Below are 18,722 nucleotides of genomic sequence, written 5' to 3'. Positions count from 1 at the left end.
CCCCCCCCCCCCCCCCCCCCCCCCCCCCCCCCCCCCCCCCCCCCCCCCCCCCCCCCCCCCCCCCCCCCCCCCCCCCCGCGGCCGGATTTCAGGGTTCGCAGCGCGTCTCGCCGCGCCGGAAAACGCGCGGGACACCGCCCCGCGCGTTCCTCGTCGGGTCAGGCCGCGAGCGGTTCGGGCACGGCACCGCTATCGTTGGCGCCCACCTCGCCCTTCGTGTCCGGCGCGGGCAGCAGTGCGACGGGCGCCGCAGGGTCGGGATCGGGATCGCGATCCGGTCCGGCGGCACACGCGATAGCGGCCCTTGCGGCGGCAACCTTGGCGTCGACGCGTACCGTGCCGACCCCGCCCCGCCCGGTATAGGCGGCGGGCGGGAAGGTCATCCAGCGCGGCACCCAGCGCTCGACCTTGATGCGCCCGCCGACCCCGCCAAGATGGTCGATGACGATCCGCTTCATCGTCTTGCCGGTCTCCTTCGCATTGGCGCTGGCGATCCGCTCGCCCGCCACCTCGGCGACCATCGCGGCAAGCGCTTCCTTGTCGCGCAGCAGGTCGAAAAAGGCGGCATCGGCCTGCCACCAGTCGGCCATGTCGATGCCGAGCGTCTGCCCGGCAATTTCGACCGCCGCGCTTCCTGCCGCGAGCGTTTCGCCCATCGCAACGCCGATCACATCGCCCAGCGCGGCATCGGGCAGGTCGAGCAGGCGCAGGAACAGCCGGACCTGCTCGGTCTCGCCTGCGCTGCTGCGCGTGACCGTCTCGCGCTCGGGTTCCATGCCGAGCAACAGCAGCACGGCGCGGCGGCGCTCGTCGAAGCGGGTCTCGCCTGCGCAGGTCTCGACGCTCTCCTGCGTCGCTTCGTCGCGCGCCGCCTGCGGCTCACGCCGCACGCTCCAGAGCGGCGACCCGGCGATCAGGTGCGCGAGCATCAGCCGCAGCGCGACGCCGGGATGATCGAGCATCATCGCGCGCACGGCGGCATGGCGATGCAGGTCGATATAGACCTGCTGCGCCGAGGTGACCTCGGGGCGCTTGGGCTTCTCGCCTGGCACCGCCTCGGCCTTGTCCGCCTTCGCCGCCTCGCGCCGTGTGACATAGCCTTCGTGGAAGCCGACCTCGCCGCTCGCGCGAACATGGATATAGACACGCCCGCCCTTGCGCTTGGGCCGCTTCTCATACTCCCAACTGGCGAAATGCTCGCCCTTGGGCACGATCACGACTTCGCCCCAGCCCTCGGCGAGATAGGCATCGCGCCGCGCGGCGACCGCCGCGTCCTGCGCTGCCCAGAATGCCCCGGCATCGGCGAAGCAGCGGTCCTCGGCGAACAGGTCGCCGACCGTTGCCAGCCCGCTCGCCTCGACATCGAACAAGGCAAGGCTCGCCGGGATCGACTGGCCGCCGAACAGCCAGGACTTGATCTGCGCCCCGGTCGGCGCGCGGGCCTCCGGATCGTCGACAAGGCCGAGCCAGTCCTGCTGCTGGCGCTTGCTGGCGAGGGTCAGGTGGCGGATCGTCGCGCGGTCGATCTCCTCCTTGGCGTACATCGCGCGGATGCGCGGCAACAGATTGCCGAGCGCCAGCACGCGCTTCACGGCGAGATCGGGCAGGCCGAAGGTCGCGGCGATGTCCTCGGGGCTCCGCCCCTCCTTCACCAGCCGGGTGAAGCTGACCCATTGGGTCACCTCATCGGGATCGAGCCGCGCCATGTTCTCGATCATCGAGAGTTCGATGGCGTCGGCATCGTCGCCCTCTTCGAGGATCGCGCAGGGCAGCATATCGTCCTGCGGCTCGGTGTCACCGGCGTCGGCGCGACGCTCGGTTGCGACGATCCCCGCCGCCGTGAAGCGCCGCGCGCCCGCGATGATCTCATGGGTGCCCGGCGCGCATCCGCTGAGCGGCTCGGGATGGGGACTCGGGCGCACCACCAACGGGACGATCACACCCCGCTTCCGGATCGTGGAGAGGATATCCGACACATCGGGCGGGCGCTTGCCGTAGCGCATATTGGCCTTGCTCACGGCCAGCTTGTCGAGCGGGAGAAATGCGAGTCTCATGGGAATGCTCCTGATGAGCGCCGGTCCCGTCATTCCTTCCAAGATGGGCGGGACCGGCTGGGTTGCGGCGGGAACGCGCCGCGCGTCAGCCGTCCCCGGTGTCCGAGGGCGGAAGCGGGTCGGGATCGGGCGCGCTGCCCGCGCCGTCGGCCTTGGCGGATCGCAACTGCTGCTGCGCGAGGAGGATCGAGCCGGTGCGCCGGGCAGTATCGGCCCAGACCGACAGCGGCCGGTCGGTCGAAAAACCGATATCGCGCTCGACGCGCAGCCCGAACGGCAGGCGCAGCGCGGCGATCTCCGACAGGCTGAAATAGCCGAGTTCGGGACAGCCAAAGCCGAGGTCGGCAAGCCCGAACAGCGTGTCGCCATCGGCGTCCAGCTCGGTCGCGAGCCATGTCGCGGCGCCGATGGGGTTGAAGAATTTGACGACCGGCACGGGGTCGTGCCCGCGCGCGCCGGTCGCGGCGACGGCGGCATTGGTGCGCAAAGCGGCGCGCAGCTCTTCCGTAAGCAGCTTCATGATCGTGGCTCCTCCGGGTCGAAGGAGCGCGCGGGATTCCCCCCGGCCGCGCATGCGGGACGCGGATGGATGGAACGCATCGCGAGCCTCCTCCACCGCCCCGGACCCATGGCCTCCCCCGGAAGCGGGGGTGGGCGGCAGAAGCGACCGGAGAGGCCCGCCTCGAGCGGACCGGGCACCCGCAGCCGGGGTCCCCGTCGCGCAGCGGCGGGGTGGCGCAGGGCCGCAACGACAGTGAAGGAGCCGGGCACAGCCCGGCTTGCCGGGTCCGCGGGCGGGCCTAGCAGGGCGCGCCGCCCACTCCCGCGCCACCGGGAGAGGCCATAACCACGCCGCCGCGCCAGCGGCGACCGCATCGTCCTCGGCGGCGTGCCGCCGACCCGACAAGAACGGGCTCCCGCGCGGCGCAGCCGGACCAGCGGCGCAGGGTCGGGCTTCGCGCCCAAAGGCGGCAGCATGTCGCCGGGCGCGAAACCGGGCGCGCCGCCCGGCTGCAGAGCGCGTGTGCCCGCGGGGCCGCGCTCAGGCGCCGCACCCTGCCCGGCTGCGCAGCAGTCCGGCAGTGTGCGTCCTCAGCCCCGCACCTTCAGGGCAGCGCACGCTGCCCCGCCAGCCGATCGTCACCGGCAGGCCGAGACCCACAGGGCTCGGTGGCCGTCCGCCGGAAGGCCATAGAGCGTGCGGTCGCGCGGGCGCTTGCTCGGTTGAGGTGCGGTATTTCGCACCGCTACTTCCGATGTCCGGCCTTGAGCCTGGCGGGGCGCTCAAACCATCCCGGGAGGCTTCAGCCGCTTGCCCGCGGCAACTCACGCCATTTGCCGCGCACCATCGCCTGGCCGCCCGGCATAAGTCGCCGGACGCGCGAGCGCAGATGCTCCGTTATCGCCGGCGTTCAAGTTCTATCTTGACGGCTTCGAAGGTAGCGCGCGCTGAGCGTTCGCTAGTCAAGTCATCCCGAGGCCGCCAGAAATACGCCACGGTCCGCGCCCAGCCGGCGACATCCAGTCTCACGGCAAAGGATCGACTTTCCCAATACATCCATTATGGATTAATTCGCACGCGGCGATGCGAGGCCCCGTCTTATACAATGTCGGAGGGTGTGATGTCCGAAGAAACAAGAAACGATGCAGTAGAACTTGCGACCGAGCTTACGATTGCGTGGCTTGGGAACCAGAGCAATCGTATCGCTGCCGACGACGTGCCGGCATTCTTGCGCACGATCCACAGCACGTTGCGGGAGCTCGAAGCGGGATTTTCGGGCGCGGACGATGGAGCAATCGAAAGCGCCTCTGAGCCAGATTTCACCCCGGCTGTCACGGTGCGCAAATCGCTAGCTTCAAGAGATCATATTTTGTCGATGATCGACGGCAAGCCCTACAAGACACTACGCCGGCATTTGTCGAAGCACGGCCTGACGCCTGAGGACTATCGCCGCCGCTATCGCCTGAAGCCGGACTATCCAATGGTATCGGAAGCCTATTCCGAGCAGCGCCGAGCAATGGCAATGAAGATCGGCCTGGGTGCGAGAGGCCGCGCGGCCAAGAAGGTCGCGAGCGCTCCTGCACCGAAGCCGGTAGGCCGAGGCCGGGCGAAATCGGAATAAGCTGGCAAAAAACTGGTGCAGACGGTCCTGCTACGCCCGGGCGGCGGATCAGCTGCCGGGCTCGCCCGCTTGTTGGGGCGCTAATAGCCACGCCACCTGTTCTAGCCATTGCGATAGGCCGTTCCGCGCGGAGGCGGTCAGTCCGACATGGCTGCGACGGGCATCGCTGGCATCGTGGACGCGGTTCACCAGCTCCAATTCCTCGAGACGCCCGAGCCAGCGCAGCGCAGTGGTGTAGGGGACACATGACGCGACGCACGCTTCGGTGATGCTCACCGATTGGTTTGAAAGTTCGCTGGCGTAGAGAGCGAGCAAGATATCCCAAGCGGGATCGGCGAAGAGTTCAGCCGGCAGCAGTTGTTCCCGCAGTCGCCGAGCGCCAAGATACCGCCGCACCTGCATCGCAGCGAGCGGAGGAACACGGCCGGGCTGGCGCGGCGAGGTCGCGCCGGTCACGACTGCAAGGCGGGCGGCCAAGGCTCGAAAGCCTTCGGCTATCGCAGTCAATTCCGCCTCGACCGGGTCCTCCGCCGCCGCGACTTGCGAAGCCATTACTGCGCCTTGCGCCGGATTAGCGCTGGAGAGGGAGGCCGGCCCGCCGATCCAGCATGATACCGCCTACCATCGCTAGAAGCAGCGGCAGGCTCCAAAACGATTGCAGCGCAAAATAGGTGATAGGCTTGAGTTCGGGCTTGGCAACGGTGGCGAGATGGGTCGTCACGCTGATCAAGTGAAAGGCAGTCATCCATAGCGGCCAATAGGATCGGCTGCGAAGCGCGGCGCAGAGGAGGCCGAGCAAAAGCAACAGGTCGACGGCCAATACCGGCAATTGCGTATGGGACCAGCGCTGGTCCAGATGCGCGGCAGGCACACTCAGCAACGCGGCCGCTACGATCATGATGACGATCCATCGACCTTCACTCCCTCCGGCCAACCACGCATAAGCGCAGCTGCCGAACAGCAAGACTGAGAAAAGATAGCCGACCATCGGCGTCAGCCCATCACGGCGGATTGCGCCAGGTCAAGCTGCGCCCCGCGCGCATCGCATCATTGCGCGGGCAAGATGCCGGCGGCCGACGGGGTGCTGTGGCCCGCCTCGGCGGTCGTGAAGATTGTTTGCGGCGCACCCCAGCAACCGAAGTCAACCGTCTCGAGATTGCTTTGGCGTTGAATGACGACCATCTGGCTATGGGCGTCGACCATCTCCTTTCGCCCCTCCAACAACTTCCCGAACCCGGCGCTGAGGCTCTCAAGGAGCTTTTGCTTGGTTCTCGGGTGCATCCCGGACATGGCAGTGCCTTCGATCACGGAGGTCGTCACGCGCGCGCTGCTCAACAAAGCGTTGTCAGTTGCATGGAACACCTCGGTGATATCGCCCGCGATCACGCGCGCGGCGCCTTCGGTCAGATGGGTCATGACTCCTCCTCGGCCCCGGATCGGGCGCTTTTCTATTGATGTCCTCGGTGCAGGGTGCGCCCTAGCGAAGCGCGTCGAAACAGGTTCTGATCACGATCACACAGGCTAGAAACACGAGCGTGGAAAACAGGGCGATCTTCGCAATGACGAAAATGCGGTACGGTGTGGGCAAATCATTGATGCGGCCCCCTATCGGTGGAAGCAGCGTGCCTAGATCGAAGTTCTCGTGACGCGCTGCCTGAGCCTCGTCATCGGCGGCAGGCATGGCGTCGGCAAGCGGCGGCGGATGCCTAGGCAATCGCTGCCCAGGCGAAGCCTCGTGATCCGCGAGCATCCGGGCCGCTTCAGCGCGACCCGGGGCCTCGAGGATCTGCACGGCGTTGTGAATGTGGTTGTCCACGGTCGAGTGTCTGATCCCGAGCCGGGGGCCGATTTCCTTCGAGGTATATCCCTGCCCGACCAAACGCAGGCAATCCCTCTGGCGTTTGGTGAGCTTGCCGAAGCGGCCGGCGATGTTGCCGGCTCGCGCGGGCGCCTCGAGCGTCTCCGAAGTCGGCGCACTGGGGTCTGCCGGGCTCATTGATCTGGCGCCAAATCGGTCGAATCGTGGCTGGGACCGGCGAGTGGCAGCACCGGCACATCGTCGAGGATATCCCGAGCCATTTGCAGGTGGCAGCTGACTGTACTCGTCCCGATGTGGTCACTGGTGCGAAGCGCACGATCGATTTCCGCGCCGAGCTGTCGGCGCAGCGCGTTCAAATCAGGGGCCGCGCGGATCATTGTCCAACTATGCGCAGTTGCTCATTGCAGACAAGCCGGCGCGGCAAGCGCCGATTTGACTTATCGCTCCGCTCCTCGCCTATATTGCATATCGAGCGGGATCGAAGGAGCGATCCTGAGAGAAGCCGCGCAAAGCGGCTGCACCCAATGTTCTTCAGGCTCGTCCTCTTCCGCCGGATCCTCCGGTTCGAGGTCAGCGTCCCCGTCCTTGGTGTCGAGCAGATCGATGATGCCGTCGGCGAGGGCCTCCAGCAGGGGTCTCGGCAACTCCGGCAAAAGAGCGAGTATGTCACCGAGGAGACACAGCCAGACCGTTGCTGTCGGCGGGTGCTTCATGAGAGGCCTCCGATTGCGCCCCGGGTCAAGATCACGCTGGCAGCGCGCGCCCGCAACGCGCTCTGTACGCCGGCGAGTGCTTGGCCGCGCGGGGAAGACGATGCTCGACGCGCGCGGCACCGCCGCCGCCCTCCGTCGCGCGCCGCCCGGTGGCGACTATCCTGCCCAGCGCGCGGATCGAGAATGCGCGGCACTAGATCAGCCCCTTCGTCCTCAGGCTGGTACAGCCCGCGCGCGTGACGATGATATGGTCCACGAGCCGCATCTCCACGGTCTGCGCGCCTTGCGCGACACGGCGCGTGATTTCGATGTCGGCCTGACTTGGGTTGGGCTCACCGGACGGGTGATTATGCGCAAGGATCATCGCGGCGGCGCCAGCTTCGAGCCCGCGCATGACAACATCCCTGACCTCCATCGGGCACGAGGAGACGCCGCCCTGCCCAAGCAGCTCGTCGCGAATGAGCCCGTTGCGGGCGTCGAGCAGAAGAAGGCGGACCTGCTCGCGCGACTCCATGCCGAGCGTGAGATGAAGATATTCGAACGCGTTTCGCGCGGATGCCAGGCTTATTCGTTCGTCGAGTTCGCGCCGCTGCATCCAAAATGCCGCTCGCTGGACTGCGCGCAGCATGCGGACCACCCTCAGATTGTCGCAGACGCGCAGCTGCGCAATCGCCGGAGCCGCGAGCGCTTCCTTGAGTGAACCGAAATGGGCGATGATCGTTCGGGCGGCGGCGCTATGATCGACACCGTCCAGCCCGTCCAGCAACTGCTCTAGGATTTGCTGGCAATGCATCCTCGGCTGCGGCGATACTGCCAAATGCCCCAGGTCAGCGCGACCAAGGTCGGCCAACCCGAAACGCCCTCCATCAGCCCGTAGGCCAGACGCGACATTTCTGGCCGTATCAGCTTCGCCACGTGTCCGAGCGATGCGATCGCCTGAAAGCTGCATGCCCATATCAGCCACCCGCGGCCCGAACGATATGCCTCGCGCACCAGCGCGACGAGCAAGACCAGGTCGACCGCGACCACGCCCGCCTCGATATGAAGAAACGCCTTGGCATGGCTGCTGTGCACCCAGGATGTGGCAAGGAGCGCTATCAGGAAATAGGCTGCTGCCGCGCGTTCGGCCCGCCCTCCCCAGCCCCACGCTGCGAGGCATGCCAAAGGGAGGGAAAGCCAGAAACCATAGACATAGACTATGCCGAGGGGGGAGAGCATGCAGTCGAAGGACCATGCTCCCACCCTCCGGTCAATCCGGTCAGGCGGCCCGATCGACGGATTGCAGCAATCGGCCCACCGGGCATTGCGGGCCGTAACCCAGATCGCCGAGCAGGTCGGCGAGCACCTTGTGCGATCCGTTGAAGCAGTTGGCCGCGATCGTCAGGTGGTCCGCACCCCTCGAAGCCAGAGCGATGGCATCCGAGCCGAAATCCGCGGGCACCCCGCCATGGTGGGCCTTGGTGCGCTCCTCGAGCATGGTCGCGACGAGGCGGTGCGCCTCGGCAGCACTGTAATTTGCGTTCTTCTCGACAGGCAACAGTGCCTCGCCGACGGCGAGCACCGAGCGGTCGACAATCCTATTTCTGCGCATTGGCTTCTCCCTGCCCGGCAGGCGTGGCTGCCGGGTCACTTGTTCCGAAGATGCAGAATGAATTGGGCCAGCACCTCGAAACCCCGTCCAATCGGCTCGGCGGCGCTCAGGATGATGGCAAGTGCGAGGGTCAGGCGGATGATTTTCGTAGCCGTTTGAAGACGGGTCGTCTCATGGCGCAAGGTCTCCGGTATTGCAGAGGCGTCGTGCGACACAGGTTGAGCATCGATGGCGTAATCGATACCCGGCTCCCGGATCTGCCCGCTTTCCCACTGCGGCTGCCGCGTTGGATACGGCGACTCCAAGATGCTTGACGCGCCGGAGTCCGCAACGTCCGGCATTTGCCTAGGTAAATCTTGCGGATGGGTCGCATCCCACGCCTGGACCAGGGACAGCGCCGCATAGCGGTCAGACACGCCGAGGCGTTGCAGCGCTGCTCCGATGTGCTGGTCCACCGTTCGATGGGAAATTCCCAGGCGGGCCGCAATATGTTTCGAGGATCCGATTGCGACCAATCGAATGCATCGCCGCTGCGCTTCCGTAAGGTGCGGCACGCGTGCGATCTGGTCTGCGGTAGGCGGCATCGCCGCACGGTACATTCCCCGCGACTCGCTTCAAACGCCGTGGACGATCCTCTCACCAGCGCGCGCGGCTAAAGGTCGGGCTGCGCAACGCCTGCACGTGCCAGGGGGCCGCAAATTCGATGCAATGTCGGCCTAGTTCGATCCAGCGCCGTCGTCACACCTTCGTGTTGCCGAGCCCCGTCGCAAAGAGGTGGCCCAGCAAACGGTTCAGGGTGATGACCTGACCTGCTCCGCATTCCCGCCAGATTCGATAAAGATTTTATCGACGCAATGTGCTTCCGCCCAAGCGAGGCCAGCCGCCTCGGCTGCTTCGTACGTCGGATACGGATCGCTCGCAACGAGCGCGACCGACTCCATGTTTTTGCCGTCAACGCAGGCCATCAGTGCGGAGGCGACCAGCGAGTATCTACCCTCGGTTTCGTTGATTTTGATGCAGTCAGCCTCGTCGGACGCCATCACCCCGGGCGCGAGCTTAACGATCTCCATATGTGTTCCCCAACAAAAGCGTACGAGGGATGCAGCGCCGATCCGGCGCCGGTTCGCTTGAACTTCCGAACGGCGTAATTGGTCGGCAAGATTAGACGCTTGATGGTTCCAGGGGGCCGCGCATACCAGCCGACATCAATCGGTCAATTCGGCAAAGATAGAGATAGCTGTCCGGGCTCTCCAACTGTTGGCGCTACAGCCCTCTCGCCAGCCGGAGCTGGTCACGGCGGCGATCGGGATCGGCAGTGCTGGCCGCAATATCGCGGGCGAGCATCGCACGGCAACGCAGGCGGCGCTCGTTTGCGAACATCATACTCATAGGCCTTTCCATCCGCTCGACGCGACAACGCGCTAAGCCTCCGGGAGGCTCCTGCACGCTCGACGGCAAGGCCTTGGGTCCGCTGTTGCGCGCGGCAGGCGGCGTTGAGGGCGGTCGCGGCAGAGGGCAAGGCAGGCGCCGGTAATCCACAGCAAGCGGTGGTGGATCATCGGGTACTTCCTCTGGTCAGTGCACCTCAACGTGCGTTCCCGTGCGAAAGGCGCCGAGCGCGGCGTCCCAGCCCTGCGCCTTGGTACTGTCGTCGGCATTCGCCGGCCGAACCGCGTAGCGCGGATCGTTCGCAAGGCGCGCGCTTGGGTCCGGAAGGGCGACCAGCAGATCATAGCTTCCCCGCGGCATGGTGTGCGGCAGCGTCACCGCCAGCGGCACAACCTTGCTCTCCCCCGGCAGCAAGCCGCGCAGATCGCCGTCGTCGGGCAGGCGGACGAGCGTGCCATCCGCGCGATTGCGCAGAATGAGTAAGGGGACGCGCGGATTGAAAAGTCGCGCCCAGCCGTCATTGCGCACCGTCAGGTCAAGCCGGAAGCTACCCCCCGCGACGGCCTGTGCCGGATGCGCGACCGAAACCAGCGCCAGCCGATAGCCCATCTCCGCCGCGACCGCATCGTAGCAGCCACCGCGCGCCCAGGCGTCGTGAAACAGCCGACGATAATAGTCCGCGTTGAGATAGGTCAGGTTGTACCGCGCCCCTTCGCGAAGAATATCCGCGCATTGCGTGCGCGGCGCCGCGCCGGGATCGTCGGCGGGGTTGCACGTCTCGCCCCCGAACGGCGCGACGTCGCCGAGCCGGTCAAGATAGGCCTGCTCGGCGGTACGCGTGCCCGCGTCCTCGCTGAAGGTGCCGACATCGGTCTGACTGGCGAGGAAGCAGTCATTGTGGAAGCCGATCCGGAACCCCCGTCCGATCGACGTCGCGGGCGCTGGCAGTTCGGCAGCCCAGGCTTCGATATAAGGCGGGTAGCGAAACTGAACGAAGCGGTCGGCCGGCGCGGCATCGAGCAGCGCATCCTTGATCGCACTACGGGCCGCGGGTTCGGTCAGCCCGTTGGACGAAGTGTGCCACTCGCCCCACGCTCCGACGAAACCCGCCTGGACATAGGCGATCGCGTCGGCATTGGCCTGGAATACCGGCTTGAGCTGGGCGAGGTGGCGCAGCACCATCGGCAGCGCCGCATCTTTGGCGTCGCGATACTCGGTCTCGCCGCGCGGATAATTATACACCCCTCGGACGATGAGCTTGACCCCGGCGCGGCGTGCCGCGGCGAACCCTGTTTCGAGCCGCTTGAGATAATCGGCGGGTAGTGCTGCGGTCCGATAGGGCCCGAGGTTGATCCGCGCGTAGATCAGCCGATAGCCGTCCCGATACGCCGTCTCAAGAAAGGCGGGATCGATCCGGTCGAGATCACCCCGGCTCGCGCGGTAAAAGCCGCGTTCGGGGTTGGCCAGCGGCGCGTCGGTCGAGGCGAAGCGCGCCTCTACCCGAGCTTGCGCACTGACTTGCCCGACCCACCCTGCAGCAGCGAGCATCACGAGCGCCGTCCAGCGCATTGCACATGACCCACGCATCAGCGAAGCGCCGCGTCGGCCCAGGTCGCGACCAGGGGGAGGTCGCTGCCGCTGCTCTCCGCCGCCACGACGATCTCGACCAGCTTCGCGCCGCGGAGATCAGCGCTGAGCGACCGCGCGGCATCGCCGAAGCGCATCGGTCCGCTCTCGGCGATCAGACGGCCGTCGCCATAGACGCGGAAGCGCACTCGATCCTTGGTGTTGCGGGTAGAATCGTCGACGCCGACGAGTGCCTCGAAGCGATTGCGTCCGCCGGTGTTGCGGATTTCGAGCCGCGAGCGGGCGAGGATGCCGATCCCGGTATCGAACCGCCGCCCGGCGATCTGCAGCGTCTGGTCGTAGGGGGTGGCGTCAGCCTGCGCCCCGCCCCAGCCCGCGTAAATCGGCCGCTCGCCGGTGTCGCGGGTGCCGCTCCACTGACCCATCATGCGGTGCACCACCGGATCGGCTTCGGGTACGACGATCCCGTCGGTGGCGACGTTGATGTCGCCCGGAATCTCGGAGAGATAGACGCCGTCGGCCAGCCGGCGCTCGCCGGTCGCCTCGAAGATCAGGGTCTGGCGGGGCGCCAGGGTGAAGTGCGTCTCGCCCTTGAACGGCACGAGGGTCGACTTGTCCCACAGGTTCTGCATCCGAATGGGCGCGTCGGCGGCGAATTTGAGGTGCGCGGCAGTCAGCTCGACCTGCGCCTGGCGCTCGCCGCGATTGAACAACGCGACCGCCTTGCGACCGCCGCTCAGCGTCTTGACGATGATCTGCACATCGTCGCTGGCATAGGCGATCACGCCCTGGTGGCCGCCCTTGTCCTGGTTCACTGCGATAATGTCGGCGTTGCTCCAGATGTCCATCAGGCTCTGCGGCGCGTTGCGCAGGTCATAGCCGATCAAGAGCGGCGCGTTGATGATCGCCCATAAGGCGAAGTGCGACTGCGCCTCGGTCAAATGCCGCTCGTCGAAATCGCCGTGCCCGACGAACAGCATGTCGGGATCGTTCCACGCGCCGGGCTTTGCATAGAGCGCGCGGGTCGAGGCGCTGTCGAAATTGTGCAGCATCCGCGTCCAGTTCGGCGTGATGTCACCGCTGGTCCGCCACATGTTGCCGACCTGCTTGCCCCAGGTCCGCACATCGGCGCTGCCCCAGGCACACAGCGAGAAGATATAGTCGCCGTCGGGATTGTGTCGCGCCAGCGCCGCGCCGACCGCTTCGTAGAGCCCGCGCACCGCCGGAACGTCAGTGCGGTTGATCGAGGCCTGATCGATCAGCGGCGTCACCGGGGTGTAGCCATATTGCTTCACGATCGCGCTGCCGGGTGCGTAGACATTGATCCCGCAGGCATCGACCTTGAGATAGTCGAACCCCCATTCACGGAAGTAGAGCGCAATGTCCTGGTCGACATGCCCGAACAGCCCGACCTCGCGTTCAGCGGTGGTGCCTTCGGGCAAGTTGGGCGAGTGAAGGTCGTACGCCTGGGAACAGGCGTTGCGGCCTATATCGCTGTAAAGCCCGGCCTTGAGCCCCATCGAATGGATCCGGTCGACGAACGCGCGGAAGCTGGTGTTGCCGCCCTCGCCCGCCGCCGAGGGGAAAATCTTGGTGCGGATCTGCATCCGCCCGTCGCTGGTGCGGCGCTTGAGCCACCAGCCGTCGTCGACATTGACATAGACATAGCCGAGCTTGGCGAGCCCGCTGTCGACCAGCTTTTGCGCCGAGCCGATCACCTTGGCCTCGTCGACGTCCGTGCGGAACGCGTTCCACGAACTCCACCCCATCGGCGGAGTCAGCCCCTGCTTGCGCTCGGGTAGGCTCCAGCGCCCGGTCGGCGCGAGCGGATCGGCGGCCGTTCCGGTCTGCCCCACGGCCGGCGCCGCGGCGGCGAGCAGCAGCCCGAGGGTGAGGCAAGAGGCCGAGAGCGTGCGCTTGGACATGGGAGGTCCCGTACTGGAGGAAGCGTCGGGCCGCCGCGTCATGCGGCGGCGTTGCTGATGCATTGATCGATATAGGCGGCGTGGTCGGGCAGCCCGGCGAGCCGCGCGGCGACGGCAGTGCGCATCCGCCGGAGCTGGGCGTCGAGCGCCTCGCGCGGTGCCGCGTCGGCGACCGGATGATGGCGCTTGGGCATCATCCCCTGCCCGATCAGCACCGAAGCCCAGCTTGGCTCTTTGAACAGGTCGTGCGGCTGCTCGATGAATAGGCTCTCCTCGGCGAAGAGGGTGAGACGCTCGGCCAGGCCGTCGGGCACCGCCATGTTGCGGCAATGGGCCCAGAACGGCGTGTCGTTGCGGTCGGTGACCTTGTAGTGCGCGATGATGAAGTCGCGGACGCGCTCCCATTCGGCCGCCATCATCGCGTTGAAGCGGGCGATCGTCGCCGGATGCGCGCGTTCGTCGCGCGGGAACATCGCCATTAGCTTGGCGAGCGCCGACTGGACCATGTAGATCGACGTGCTCTCGAGCGGTTCGACGAACCCGCCCGCCAGCCCGAGCGCGACGACGTTGCGGTCCCAGGTCTTGCGCCGCCGCCCGGTGACGAAACGCAGCATCCGCGGTTCGATCGTCGCAGGGCCGTCGAGCCGAGCCAGCAACGTCGTGCTCGCTTGGTCCTCAGATAGAAAGGCGTCGCAGAACACATGGCCGTTGCCGGTGCGATGCTGGAGCGGGATGCGCCATTGCCAGCCTGCGTCGAACGCGGTCGAGCGCGTAAACGGCGACAGTAAGGCGAGCCGCCCGCTCTGCACCGCCACCGCGCGGTTGCACGGCAGCCATCCGCTCCAGTCGTCGTAGCCCGCGCCGAGCGTCTGCTCGATCAGCAGCCCCCGAAATCCCGAGCAATCGAGGAAGAAGTCCCCGGCGATCTCGGGCCCGTCACGCAGCGCCAGCGCGGTAACGTCGCCGGTCTCGCCGTCCTGCCGCACGATCTGCACCATTCCCTCGACACGGGTCACCCCGAGCCGCTCGGAATAGCGCCGCAGCATCGCCGCGTAGAGCGCCGCGTCGAAATGAAAGGCGAAGTGGAGTTGCTGCTCGCCGGGCTGCAGCTGGGTCATCCCAAACTGCCCCGCCATCGCCGCGCGGCTTTCGAGACTATAATCGAGATAGGCGCTATCGCCGCCTTCGGCGCGGTGGCGCAGCCAATGTTGCAGGAAGCCGACGCCGTTGAGGTCGGTACCAATCGGCCCGAAGGGATGCAGATAGCGTTCACCGCGCCTGCCCCAATCGACGAACTCGATGCCGAGCTTGAAGGTCGCGTCGCAGTTGCGCAGCACGTCCACCGCGCTGATCCCGAGAATCTGATGGAAGGTTTCGATCAGCGGGATCGTCGCCTCGCCGACGCCGACGGTGCCGATCTCCTCGGATTCGACTACGGTGATCGAACGCCCTTCGGTCCCCAGGGTTCGCGCCAGGCACGCTGCGGCCATCCACCCCGCGGTGCCGCCGCCCAGGATCACGATCCGCTGCATCCCCTCTCCTTCAGAGCGGCGCCGGGCGCCGATGCCTTTTCAACATCGGCGCCCAACTACCTCCAGCGTCAGAACTTCGCGCGGACGCCGAATTGGAAGCGGCGGTCATACTCGAACTGGCCACCGGGCAGGAACATCACTTCGCGATCCGGCTCGACGTCGGTGGGTCCGCTGACCTGCGACTTCATCTTGATCCGGGTCTTGAGCAGGTTCGAGCCTTGGAAGTTGAACTCCAGGCTCGGCGTCACCGCGATGCGCAGCGAGGCGTCGAGGAACCCCTCCGCCTGGTTCCACACCGGGAAGCCCAGGCAGCAATCGTTGATCGAGTTCACATATTCGGAGCGCCAATTATAGGCGAGACGGGCGCCGATCGGGCCCTTCTCGTATAGCAGCATGGCGTTGAACGAGTGATCCGAGAGGTTCTCCAGGCGGTCGACCTGGATCATGCCGGACAATGCCGATCGGGCAACCGCACTGCCGCCGGTGGTGTCGACCACCAGCTGTGCGTTCTTGACCCCATCGTTCTTGATATAGGTATAGTTGGCCTGGACGCCGAAGCCGCTGAGCAGGCCCGGCAGGAAGTCGAAGTAACGCTGGAAGGCGGCTTCGAAACCGTAGATCGACGCACCCTCGCCATTGACCGGTCCGGTCACGATGACCTCACGCGTCACGCCGCCGTTGGTCACCGGCACGGAGAAGGTGCCGTTCTGGATATAGTCGCGGAACCTCTTGTAGAAACCGGCGAGGCTGAACGACCCGACACTGCCGTCATATTTCTCGATCGAGATGTCGATTTGATCCGCCTGGATGGGCCGCAAGCGCGGATTGCCGGTCTGCGCCGTATAGGCGTAGCGATAGGAGATCGGAGTACCGGCCGCATTGAGAACGATGTTGGGATTGCCGACGCGGATCTCCGACTGCGGCAGGCCGCCACGCCGGATCTGCGTGAAGTTCTTCAGCAAGCCGATGTCGGGCTTGGAGATCGCCCGCGATGCCGCGAAGCGCACGAACAGATCGTCGCCGAGGCCTAAGCGAAGGTTAAGGCTGGGCAGCCAATAGTCGTTCCTGTTCTCCACTGTGGAGCCGAGGCTGCCGCCGGTCGAGAATGCCTGGTCCTGGGTCGAGCCCGCCGCAAGGCAACCCGGCGAAATCGCGTACTGACCCGGACCGAGCTGCCCGATCTGTTCGGGGGTCAGCGGCACGCAGAGCGTCTCCGCCGGCGTGAACGCATCGGCGTAGATCAGCGAACCCTCGCTACGCGTGCGCAGGTTGACGTAGCGAACCCCGATGTTGCCGGTCACGGTGACGCCGCCCAGCGTCGCGTTGTCGCCGCCGAACTTGGCCATGACATATCCCGACTTGGTCTTCTCCCGCACGTCTAGGAGTTCACCTGGCGTGAAGCAGCTGCCCTCGATCTCTTCCGGCCGGTGGCAGATCGGGTTCCACTGCGAAGAAGCCACGCCGCCCTCGTCGGTCTGCCCGCCGATGCTGAAGCGGTTATAGGTCTCGTTCGGATTGGCGAGAATGTCCGAGCGCATGAACAACAGGCTCGGATTGGTGATCACCCCGCCGCCGAAGATCTGCTGGCCGTAGGGACGAACCTCCCAGTAAGGCGAACCATATCCCTCGAAGAGGATCGGGTTGCCCGCGCTGTCGCGTCCGATAGTGTTGCGGCCGCTGTTCGCGAACACCGAGCCCGCCGGGTTGGTCTGCCAGTCGGAGGTGATGCTCTGCCAGTTGTAGACCGACCACTGATGCTCCTGCCGCCGGTTGGCATAGCGGCCGCCGAAGCGGATCTCGGACAGCCATGGCGAGTCGAAGCTGTAGCCGCCGTCGAGGCGGAATGCGTCCATCTGGCCGCTGCTGTCGGTGATATGGTCCATCACCGAGGCGGGGGTGTAGTCGTTCGGATTGGTCAGCCAGTCCTGGCCGGTGGTGTTGTAGCCCGACGGCGACAACAACGAGACCTGCGGGGTCGCGCCGCGCAGATCGAGGGCGATGTCCGCCCAGGTGCGCATGTTGAAGGTGATGTCGTAATTATAGTTGGTGGCCTTCACTCGCTGATAGTCGAAGTTGAACATCAGCCGGTCGGTGGCCTGCCAGACTAGGTTGAACGAGGCGTCGGAGATGACCCGATCCTCGTTTGAATAGCGGGTGGCGACGTCCAGCGGCGAGCCAGCACGGCAAGGCCGCCCGCCGGTGGTGACGTCGGTATTGAGGCACGGCTGATACAAAGGCAGCCCATTGGGCAGCACGCCGAGATAGTCGGTCGATCCGGGGGTATATTCCCCCGTTGCCCAGTCGGCGATGCCGCCAAAGCCCCAGCCCCCGCGCGAGGTGGTGATGGTGCCCGTCTGGAACAGCCCGTCCTCGCGGAACGTGAAGGGCGTCCCGTTCGGTGCCGTCGGCCCCAGCGCGCGCGGCGGCTGGATCAAAGTCGGGTCGGTCCAAACCGTCGAGTGATTGGTGTTGGCCGGATCGACCCAGGTCCAATAGCTGAGCAGCTGATGCTCGACCCAGGTCGTCTTGTAGCTCGAGCGGTTGTACTGGGCGGTAGCGACCAGATTGCCGTCGTTGCTCTTCCATTGGCCGGCCACCGCGATGCCGAAGCGCTTGCGGTCATAGTTTGTCTCGGAAAAGCCGATCCCCGACGGGATATAGACCATTCGGTTCTCATAGACGCCGGCAGCGAAGGGCATGACCCGCGGGGTGGTGATGCCTTGCGACCGAGTCACCACCTGCGAATAGGCTGCGTTGGCCAGCAGGCCGAATTCCCCGACGCCGGTCGACCATCGATCGGAAAACACGCCCGAGATGTCCGGGGTCGCGCGCTGGCTGATGTCGCCATAATTCTGCGTCGCGCTGAGCGTCAACACGCGGCCGGCCTGGTCGAACGGCTTGCGCGTGCGCAAATTGACCGTGCCGGCGATGCCACCCTCGATCATCTCGGCCGTCTGATTCTTGTAGGTATCGACCCCCGCCATCAGCTCCGGCGACACGTCGCTCCAGCTCAGGCCATAGCCCGAAGTCGCGGAGAAGCTGTCGCGGCCGTTGAATTCGGAGCGGACCTGCTGGAGCCCGCGAATGACGACGCCCGAAGGCTCCGCCGAATAATGCATGACGTCGTCCCGCGCGGCCGAGCGGATGACGGTTACGCCGGGGACGCGCTGAAGCGCCTCGGCGACGGACTTGTCGGGGAAGGCGCCGATATCGGTGGCGGTGATCGAGTCGACCACCGTGTCGGCATCGCGCTTGAGCTTGGCAGCGGTGGCGAGCGCCTGGCGCTGGCCGGTAACGACGATGTCTTCGGAGCCATCAGCCTCGGCCGACTCGGCCTGCGGGCCGGCCGCATCCTGGGCGAGCGCGGGAGCAGTGGTGCCGATCAGCCAAAGCGCCGTTCCAGCGACGAGGAAATTGCGAAAGCGCGCACGTCTCATGGTGAATTGCCCCCCATGCAATTGTTGAAATCTTGCGTTTCGTTACATTGGTGTTGCACTGGCTCGCACGATTCGACTGTATTCGCAAGCAATAATTATCTGATAAATACAAAGTGCGCGGCACAAGGAAACAAAACGAAATACGACTTGGTATCTTATGCGGCGTGGGGCGGCTCGGGCAGTCCGGCGCGAACGCGTACCGCTCAGGGCCGCCCGCACACCTCGATCAGGAGTGAGCGCCGCGACGCGCGCCTCATCTCCTTGATCCAACTTGCCGTCGAAGAGACGTGGGCCGAGCGAGCCGGACGCGAAGTGATCCGGCGCGGCTCATGGATATTCTGTTCATCGAGGCGCTCCGCGCATCGGGGCCCGAAGTGTCGAGCGGCATCCTCCGCGGACCGGAGGACGAACGCGTCGCCGCGCGATCCGCAAATTCATTAGCGACCGACAGCACCCTCGACCATCGAGGCCTTGGCCAGCGCGGCCGCCGTGTCGCGATCAGCTCTCTTCGATCGCGTCCGCGGCGCGGTCGGCATGGCCCCCGGGGGGTGT

General features: G+C 65.9%; 19 protein-coding genes. 1 reads left to right on the top strand and 18 read right to left on the bottom strand.

Going from position 1 to position 18,722, the window contains the following annotated elements:
• Positions 1-158: 158 nt before the first annotated feature.
• Both AC3WJI_RS02540 and AC3WJI_RS02535 read right to left on the bottom strand, forming a co-directional pair.
• The gene (locus AC3WJI_RS02540) at positions 159-2,054 is read right to left on the bottom strand and encodes a ParB/RepB/Spo0J family partition protein (protein ID WP_492755664.1); all 1,896 of its coding nucleotides are present in this window, start codon (positions 2,052-2,054) and stop codon (positions 159-161) included.
• Positions 2,055-2,139: 85 nt separating this feature from the next.
• A complete protein-coding gene (locus AC3WJI_RS02535; protein WP_492755663.1) occupies positions 2,140-2,574 on the bottom strand; it encodes a DUF2958 domain-containing protein in 435 nt (144 codons plus the stop codon).
• Positions 2,575-3,676: 1,102 nt separating this feature from the next.
• Here AC3WJI_RS02535 and AC3WJI_RS02530 point away from each other — a divergent pair.
• Complete coding sequence (locus AC3WJI_RS02530) at positions 3,677-4,177, top strand: Ros/MucR family transcriptional regulator (protein WP_492755662.1); 501 nt, start codon at positions 3,677-3,679, stop codon at positions 4,175-4,177.
• 48 nt (positions 4,178-4,225) lie between these two features.
• On the opposite strand, the gene AC3WJI_RS02525 is transcribed toward AC3WJI_RS02530, so the two are convergent.
• From AC3WJI_RS02525 to AC3WJI_RS02450, 16 genes are all read right to left on the bottom strand, one after another.
• Positions 4,226-4,729: a hypothetical protein gene (locus AC3WJI_RS02525; RefSeq protein ID WP_492755661.1), complete on the bottom strand. Its 504-nt coding sequence runs from the start codon at positions 4,727-4,729 to the stop codon at positions 4,226-4,228.
• A gap of 19 nt (positions 4,730-4,748) precedes the next feature.
• Positions 4,749-5,165 (bottom strand): hypothetical protein, encoded by a 417-nt coding sequence (locus AC3WJI_RS02520; protein ID WP_492755660.1) that lies wholly within the window; start codon positions 5,163-5,165, stop codon positions 4,749-4,751.
• A 59-nt stretch (positions 5,166-5,224) separates the two neighbouring features.
• Positions 5,225-5,593: a hypothetical protein gene (locus AC3WJI_RS02515; RefSeq protein WP_492755659.1), complete on the bottom strand. Its 369-nt coding sequence runs from the start codon at positions 5,591-5,593 to the stop codon at positions 5,225-5,227.
• 61 nt (positions 5,594-5,654) lie between these two features.
• A complete protein-coding gene (locus AC3WJI_RS02510) occupies positions 5,655-6,173 on the bottom strand; it encodes a LuxR C-terminal-related transcriptional regulator (protein WP_492755658.1) in 519 nt (172 codons plus the stop codon).
• Positions 6,170-6,373 carry a hypothetical protein gene (locus AC3WJI_RS02505; protein WP_492755657.1) on the bottom strand — a complete coding sequence of 68 codons (204 nt, stop codon included), beginning with the start codon at positions 6,371-6,373 and terminating at the stop codon, positions 6,170-6,172. Before AC3WJI_RS02505 ends, AC3WJI_RS02510 begins: the two co-directional genes overlap by 4 nt.
• A 60-nt stretch (positions 6,374-6,433) precedes the next feature.
• The gene (locus AC3WJI_RS02500; RefSeq protein ID WP_492755656.1) at positions 6,434-6,709 is read right to left on the bottom strand and encodes a hypothetical protein; all 276 of its coding nucleotides are present in this window, start codon (positions 6,707-6,709) and stop codon (positions 6,434-6,436) included.
• 193 nt (positions 6,710-6,902) lie between these two features.
• Positions 6,903-7,475: a JAB domain-containing protein gene (locus AC3WJI_RS02495; RefSeq protein ID WP_492755655.1), complete on the bottom strand. Its 573-nt coding sequence runs from the start codon at positions 7,473-7,475 to the stop codon at positions 6,903-6,905.
• A 5-nt stretch (positions 7,476-7,480) separates the two neighbouring features.
• Positions 7,481-7,927, bottom strand: coding sequence for a hypothetical protein (locus tag AC3WJI_RS02490; protein WP_492755654.1), 447 nt, complete (start codon positions 7,925-7,927; stop codon positions 7,481-7,483).
• 40 nt (positions 7,928-7,967) lie between these two features.
• Positions 7,968-8,300, bottom strand: a complete 333-nt coding sequence (locus AC3WJI_RS02485) for a hypothetical protein (protein ID WP_492755653.1) — start codon at positions 8,298-8,300, stop codon at positions 7,968-7,970.
• Between the two features lie 35 nt (positions 8,301-8,335).
• Complete coding sequence (locus AC3WJI_RS02480) at positions 8,336-8,899, bottom strand: helix-turn-helix domain-containing protein (protein WP_492755652.1); 564 nt, start codon at positions 8,897-8,899, stop codon at positions 8,336-8,338.
• 192 nt (positions 8,900-9,091) lie between these two features.
• Positions 9,092-9,370, bottom strand: a complete 279-nt coding sequence (locus AC3WJI_RS02475) for a hypothetical protein (RefSeq protein WP_492755651.1) — start codon at positions 9,368-9,370, stop codon at positions 9,092-9,094.
• Between the two features lie 193 nt (positions 9,371-9,563).
• A complete protein-coding gene (locus tag AC3WJI_RS02470; RefSeq protein ID WP_492755650.1) occupies positions 9,564-9,689 on the bottom strand; it encodes a hypothetical protein in 126 nt (41 codons plus the stop codon).
• Between the two features lie 186 nt (positions 9,690-9,875).
• Entirely contained in the window at positions 9,876-11,258 is a 1,383-nt protein-coding gene (locus AC3WJI_RS02465) for a DUF4832 domain-containing protein (RefSeq protein ID WP_492755649.1), read from the bottom strand.
• Positions 11,259-11,275: 17 nt separating this feature from the next.
• Positions 11,276-13,201 carry an NPCBM/NEW2 domain-containing protein gene (locus tag AC3WJI_RS02460; protein ID WP_492755648.1) on the bottom strand — a complete coding sequence of 642 codons (1,926 nt, stop codon included), beginning with the start codon at positions 13,199-13,201 and terminating at the stop codon, positions 11,276-11,278.
• A 38-nt stretch (positions 13,202-13,239) separates the two neighbouring features.
• Positions 13,240-14,733, bottom strand: coding sequence for a tryptophan halogenase family protein (locus AC3WJI_RS02455; RefSeq protein WP_492755647.1), 1,494 nt, complete (start codon positions 14,731-14,733; stop codon positions 13,240-13,242).
• A 68-nt stretch (positions 14,734-14,801) separates the two neighbouring features.
• A complete protein-coding gene (locus AC3WJI_RS02450; RefSeq protein ID WP_492755646.1) occupies positions 14,802-18,170 on the bottom strand; it encodes a TonB-dependent receptor in 3,369 nt (1,122 codons plus the stop codon).
• Positions 18,171-18,722: the final 552 nt, after the last annotated feature.

The sequence above is a fragment of the Sphingomonas sp. FW306-1B-B10E genome, from assembly GCF_058782005.1.
The sequence above is the reverse complement of the archived record's forward strand: the minus strand, read 5'-3'. Positions and strand labels throughout refer to the sequence as shown.

What these genes read in the sequence shown, in the direction of transcription:
- AC3WJI_RS02485 (WP_492755653.1), bottom strand. Translation starts at nt 8,300, where the DNA reads ATGCGCAGAAATAGGATTGTCGACCGCTCGGTGCTCGCCGTCGGCGAG.
- AC3WJI_RS02510 (WP_492755658.1), bottom strand. Translation starts at nt 6,173, where the DNA reads ATGAGCCCGGCAGACCCCAGTGCGCCGACTTCGGAGACGCTCGAGGCG.
- AC3WJI_RS02500 (WP_492755656.1), bottom strand. Translation starts at nt 6,709, where the DNA reads ATGAAGCACCCGCCGACAGCAACGGTCTGGCTGTGTCTCCTCGGTGAC.
- AC3WJI_RS02465 (WP_492755649.1), bottom strand. Translation starts at nt 11,258, where the DNA reads ATGCGCTGGACGGCGCTCGTGATGCTCGCTGCTGCAGGGTGGGTCGGG.
- AC3WJI_RS02455 (WP_492755647.1), bottom strand. Translation starts at nt 14,733, where the DNA reads ATGCAGCGGATCGTGATCCTGGGCGGCGGCACCGCGGGGTGGATGGCC.
- AC3WJI_RS02490 (WP_492755654.1), bottom strand. Translation starts at nt 7,927, where the DNA reads ATGCTCTCCCCCCTCGGCATAGTCTATGTCTATGGTTTCTGGCTTTCC.
- AC3WJI_RS02460 (WP_492755648.1), bottom strand. Translation starts at nt 13,201, where the DNA reads ATGTCCAAGCGCACGCTCTCGGCCTCTTGCCTCACCCTCGGGCTGCTG.
- AC3WJI_RS02530 (WP_492755662.1), top strand. Translation starts at nt 3,677, where the DNA reads ATGTCCGAAGAAACAAGAAACGATGCAGTAGAACTTGCGACCGAGCTT.
- AC3WJI_RS02450 (WP_492755646.1), bottom strand. Translation starts at nt 18,170, where the DNA reads ATGAGACGTGCGCGCTTTCGCAATTTCCTCGTCGCTGGAACGGCGCTT.
- AC3WJI_RS02525 (WP_492755661.1), bottom strand. Translation starts at nt 4,729, where the DNA reads ATGGCTTCGCAAGTCGCGGCGGCGGAGGACCCGGTCGAGGCGGAATTG.
- AC3WJI_RS02540 (WP_492755664.1), bottom strand. Translation starts at nt 2,054, where the DNA reads ATGAGACTCGCATTTCTCCCGCTCGACAAGCTGGCCGTGAGCAAGGCC.
- AC3WJI_RS02535 (WP_492755663.1), bottom strand. Translation starts at nt 2,574, where the DNA reads ATGAAGCTGCTTACGGAAGAGCTGCGCGCCGCTTTGCGCACCAATGCC.
- AC3WJI_RS02480 (WP_492755652.1), bottom strand. Translation starts at nt 8,899, where the DNA reads ATGTACCGTGCGGCGATGCCGCCTACCGCAGACCAGATCGCACGCGTG.
- AC3WJI_RS02470 (WP_492755650.1), bottom strand. Translation starts at nt 9,689, where the DNA reads ATGAGTATGATGTTCGCAAACGAGCGCCGCCTGCGTTGCCGTGCGATG.
- AC3WJI_RS02515 (WP_492755659.1), bottom strand. Translation starts at nt 5,593, where the DNA reads ATGACCCATCTGACCGAAGGCGCCGCGCGCGTGATCGCGGGCGATATC.
- AC3WJI_RS02520 (WP_492755660.1), bottom strand. Translation starts at nt 5,165, where the DNA reads ATGGTCGGCTATCTTTTCTCAGTCTTGCTGTTCGGCAGCTGCGCTTAT.
- AC3WJI_RS02505 (WP_492755657.1), bottom strand. Translation starts at nt 6,373, where the DNA reads ATGATCCGCGCGGCCCCTGATTTGAACGCGCTGCGCCGACAGCTCGGC.
- AC3WJI_RS02475 (WP_492755651.1), bottom strand. Translation starts at nt 9,370, where the DNA reads ATGGAGATCGTTAAGCTCGCGCCCGGGGTGATGGCGTCCGACGAGGCT.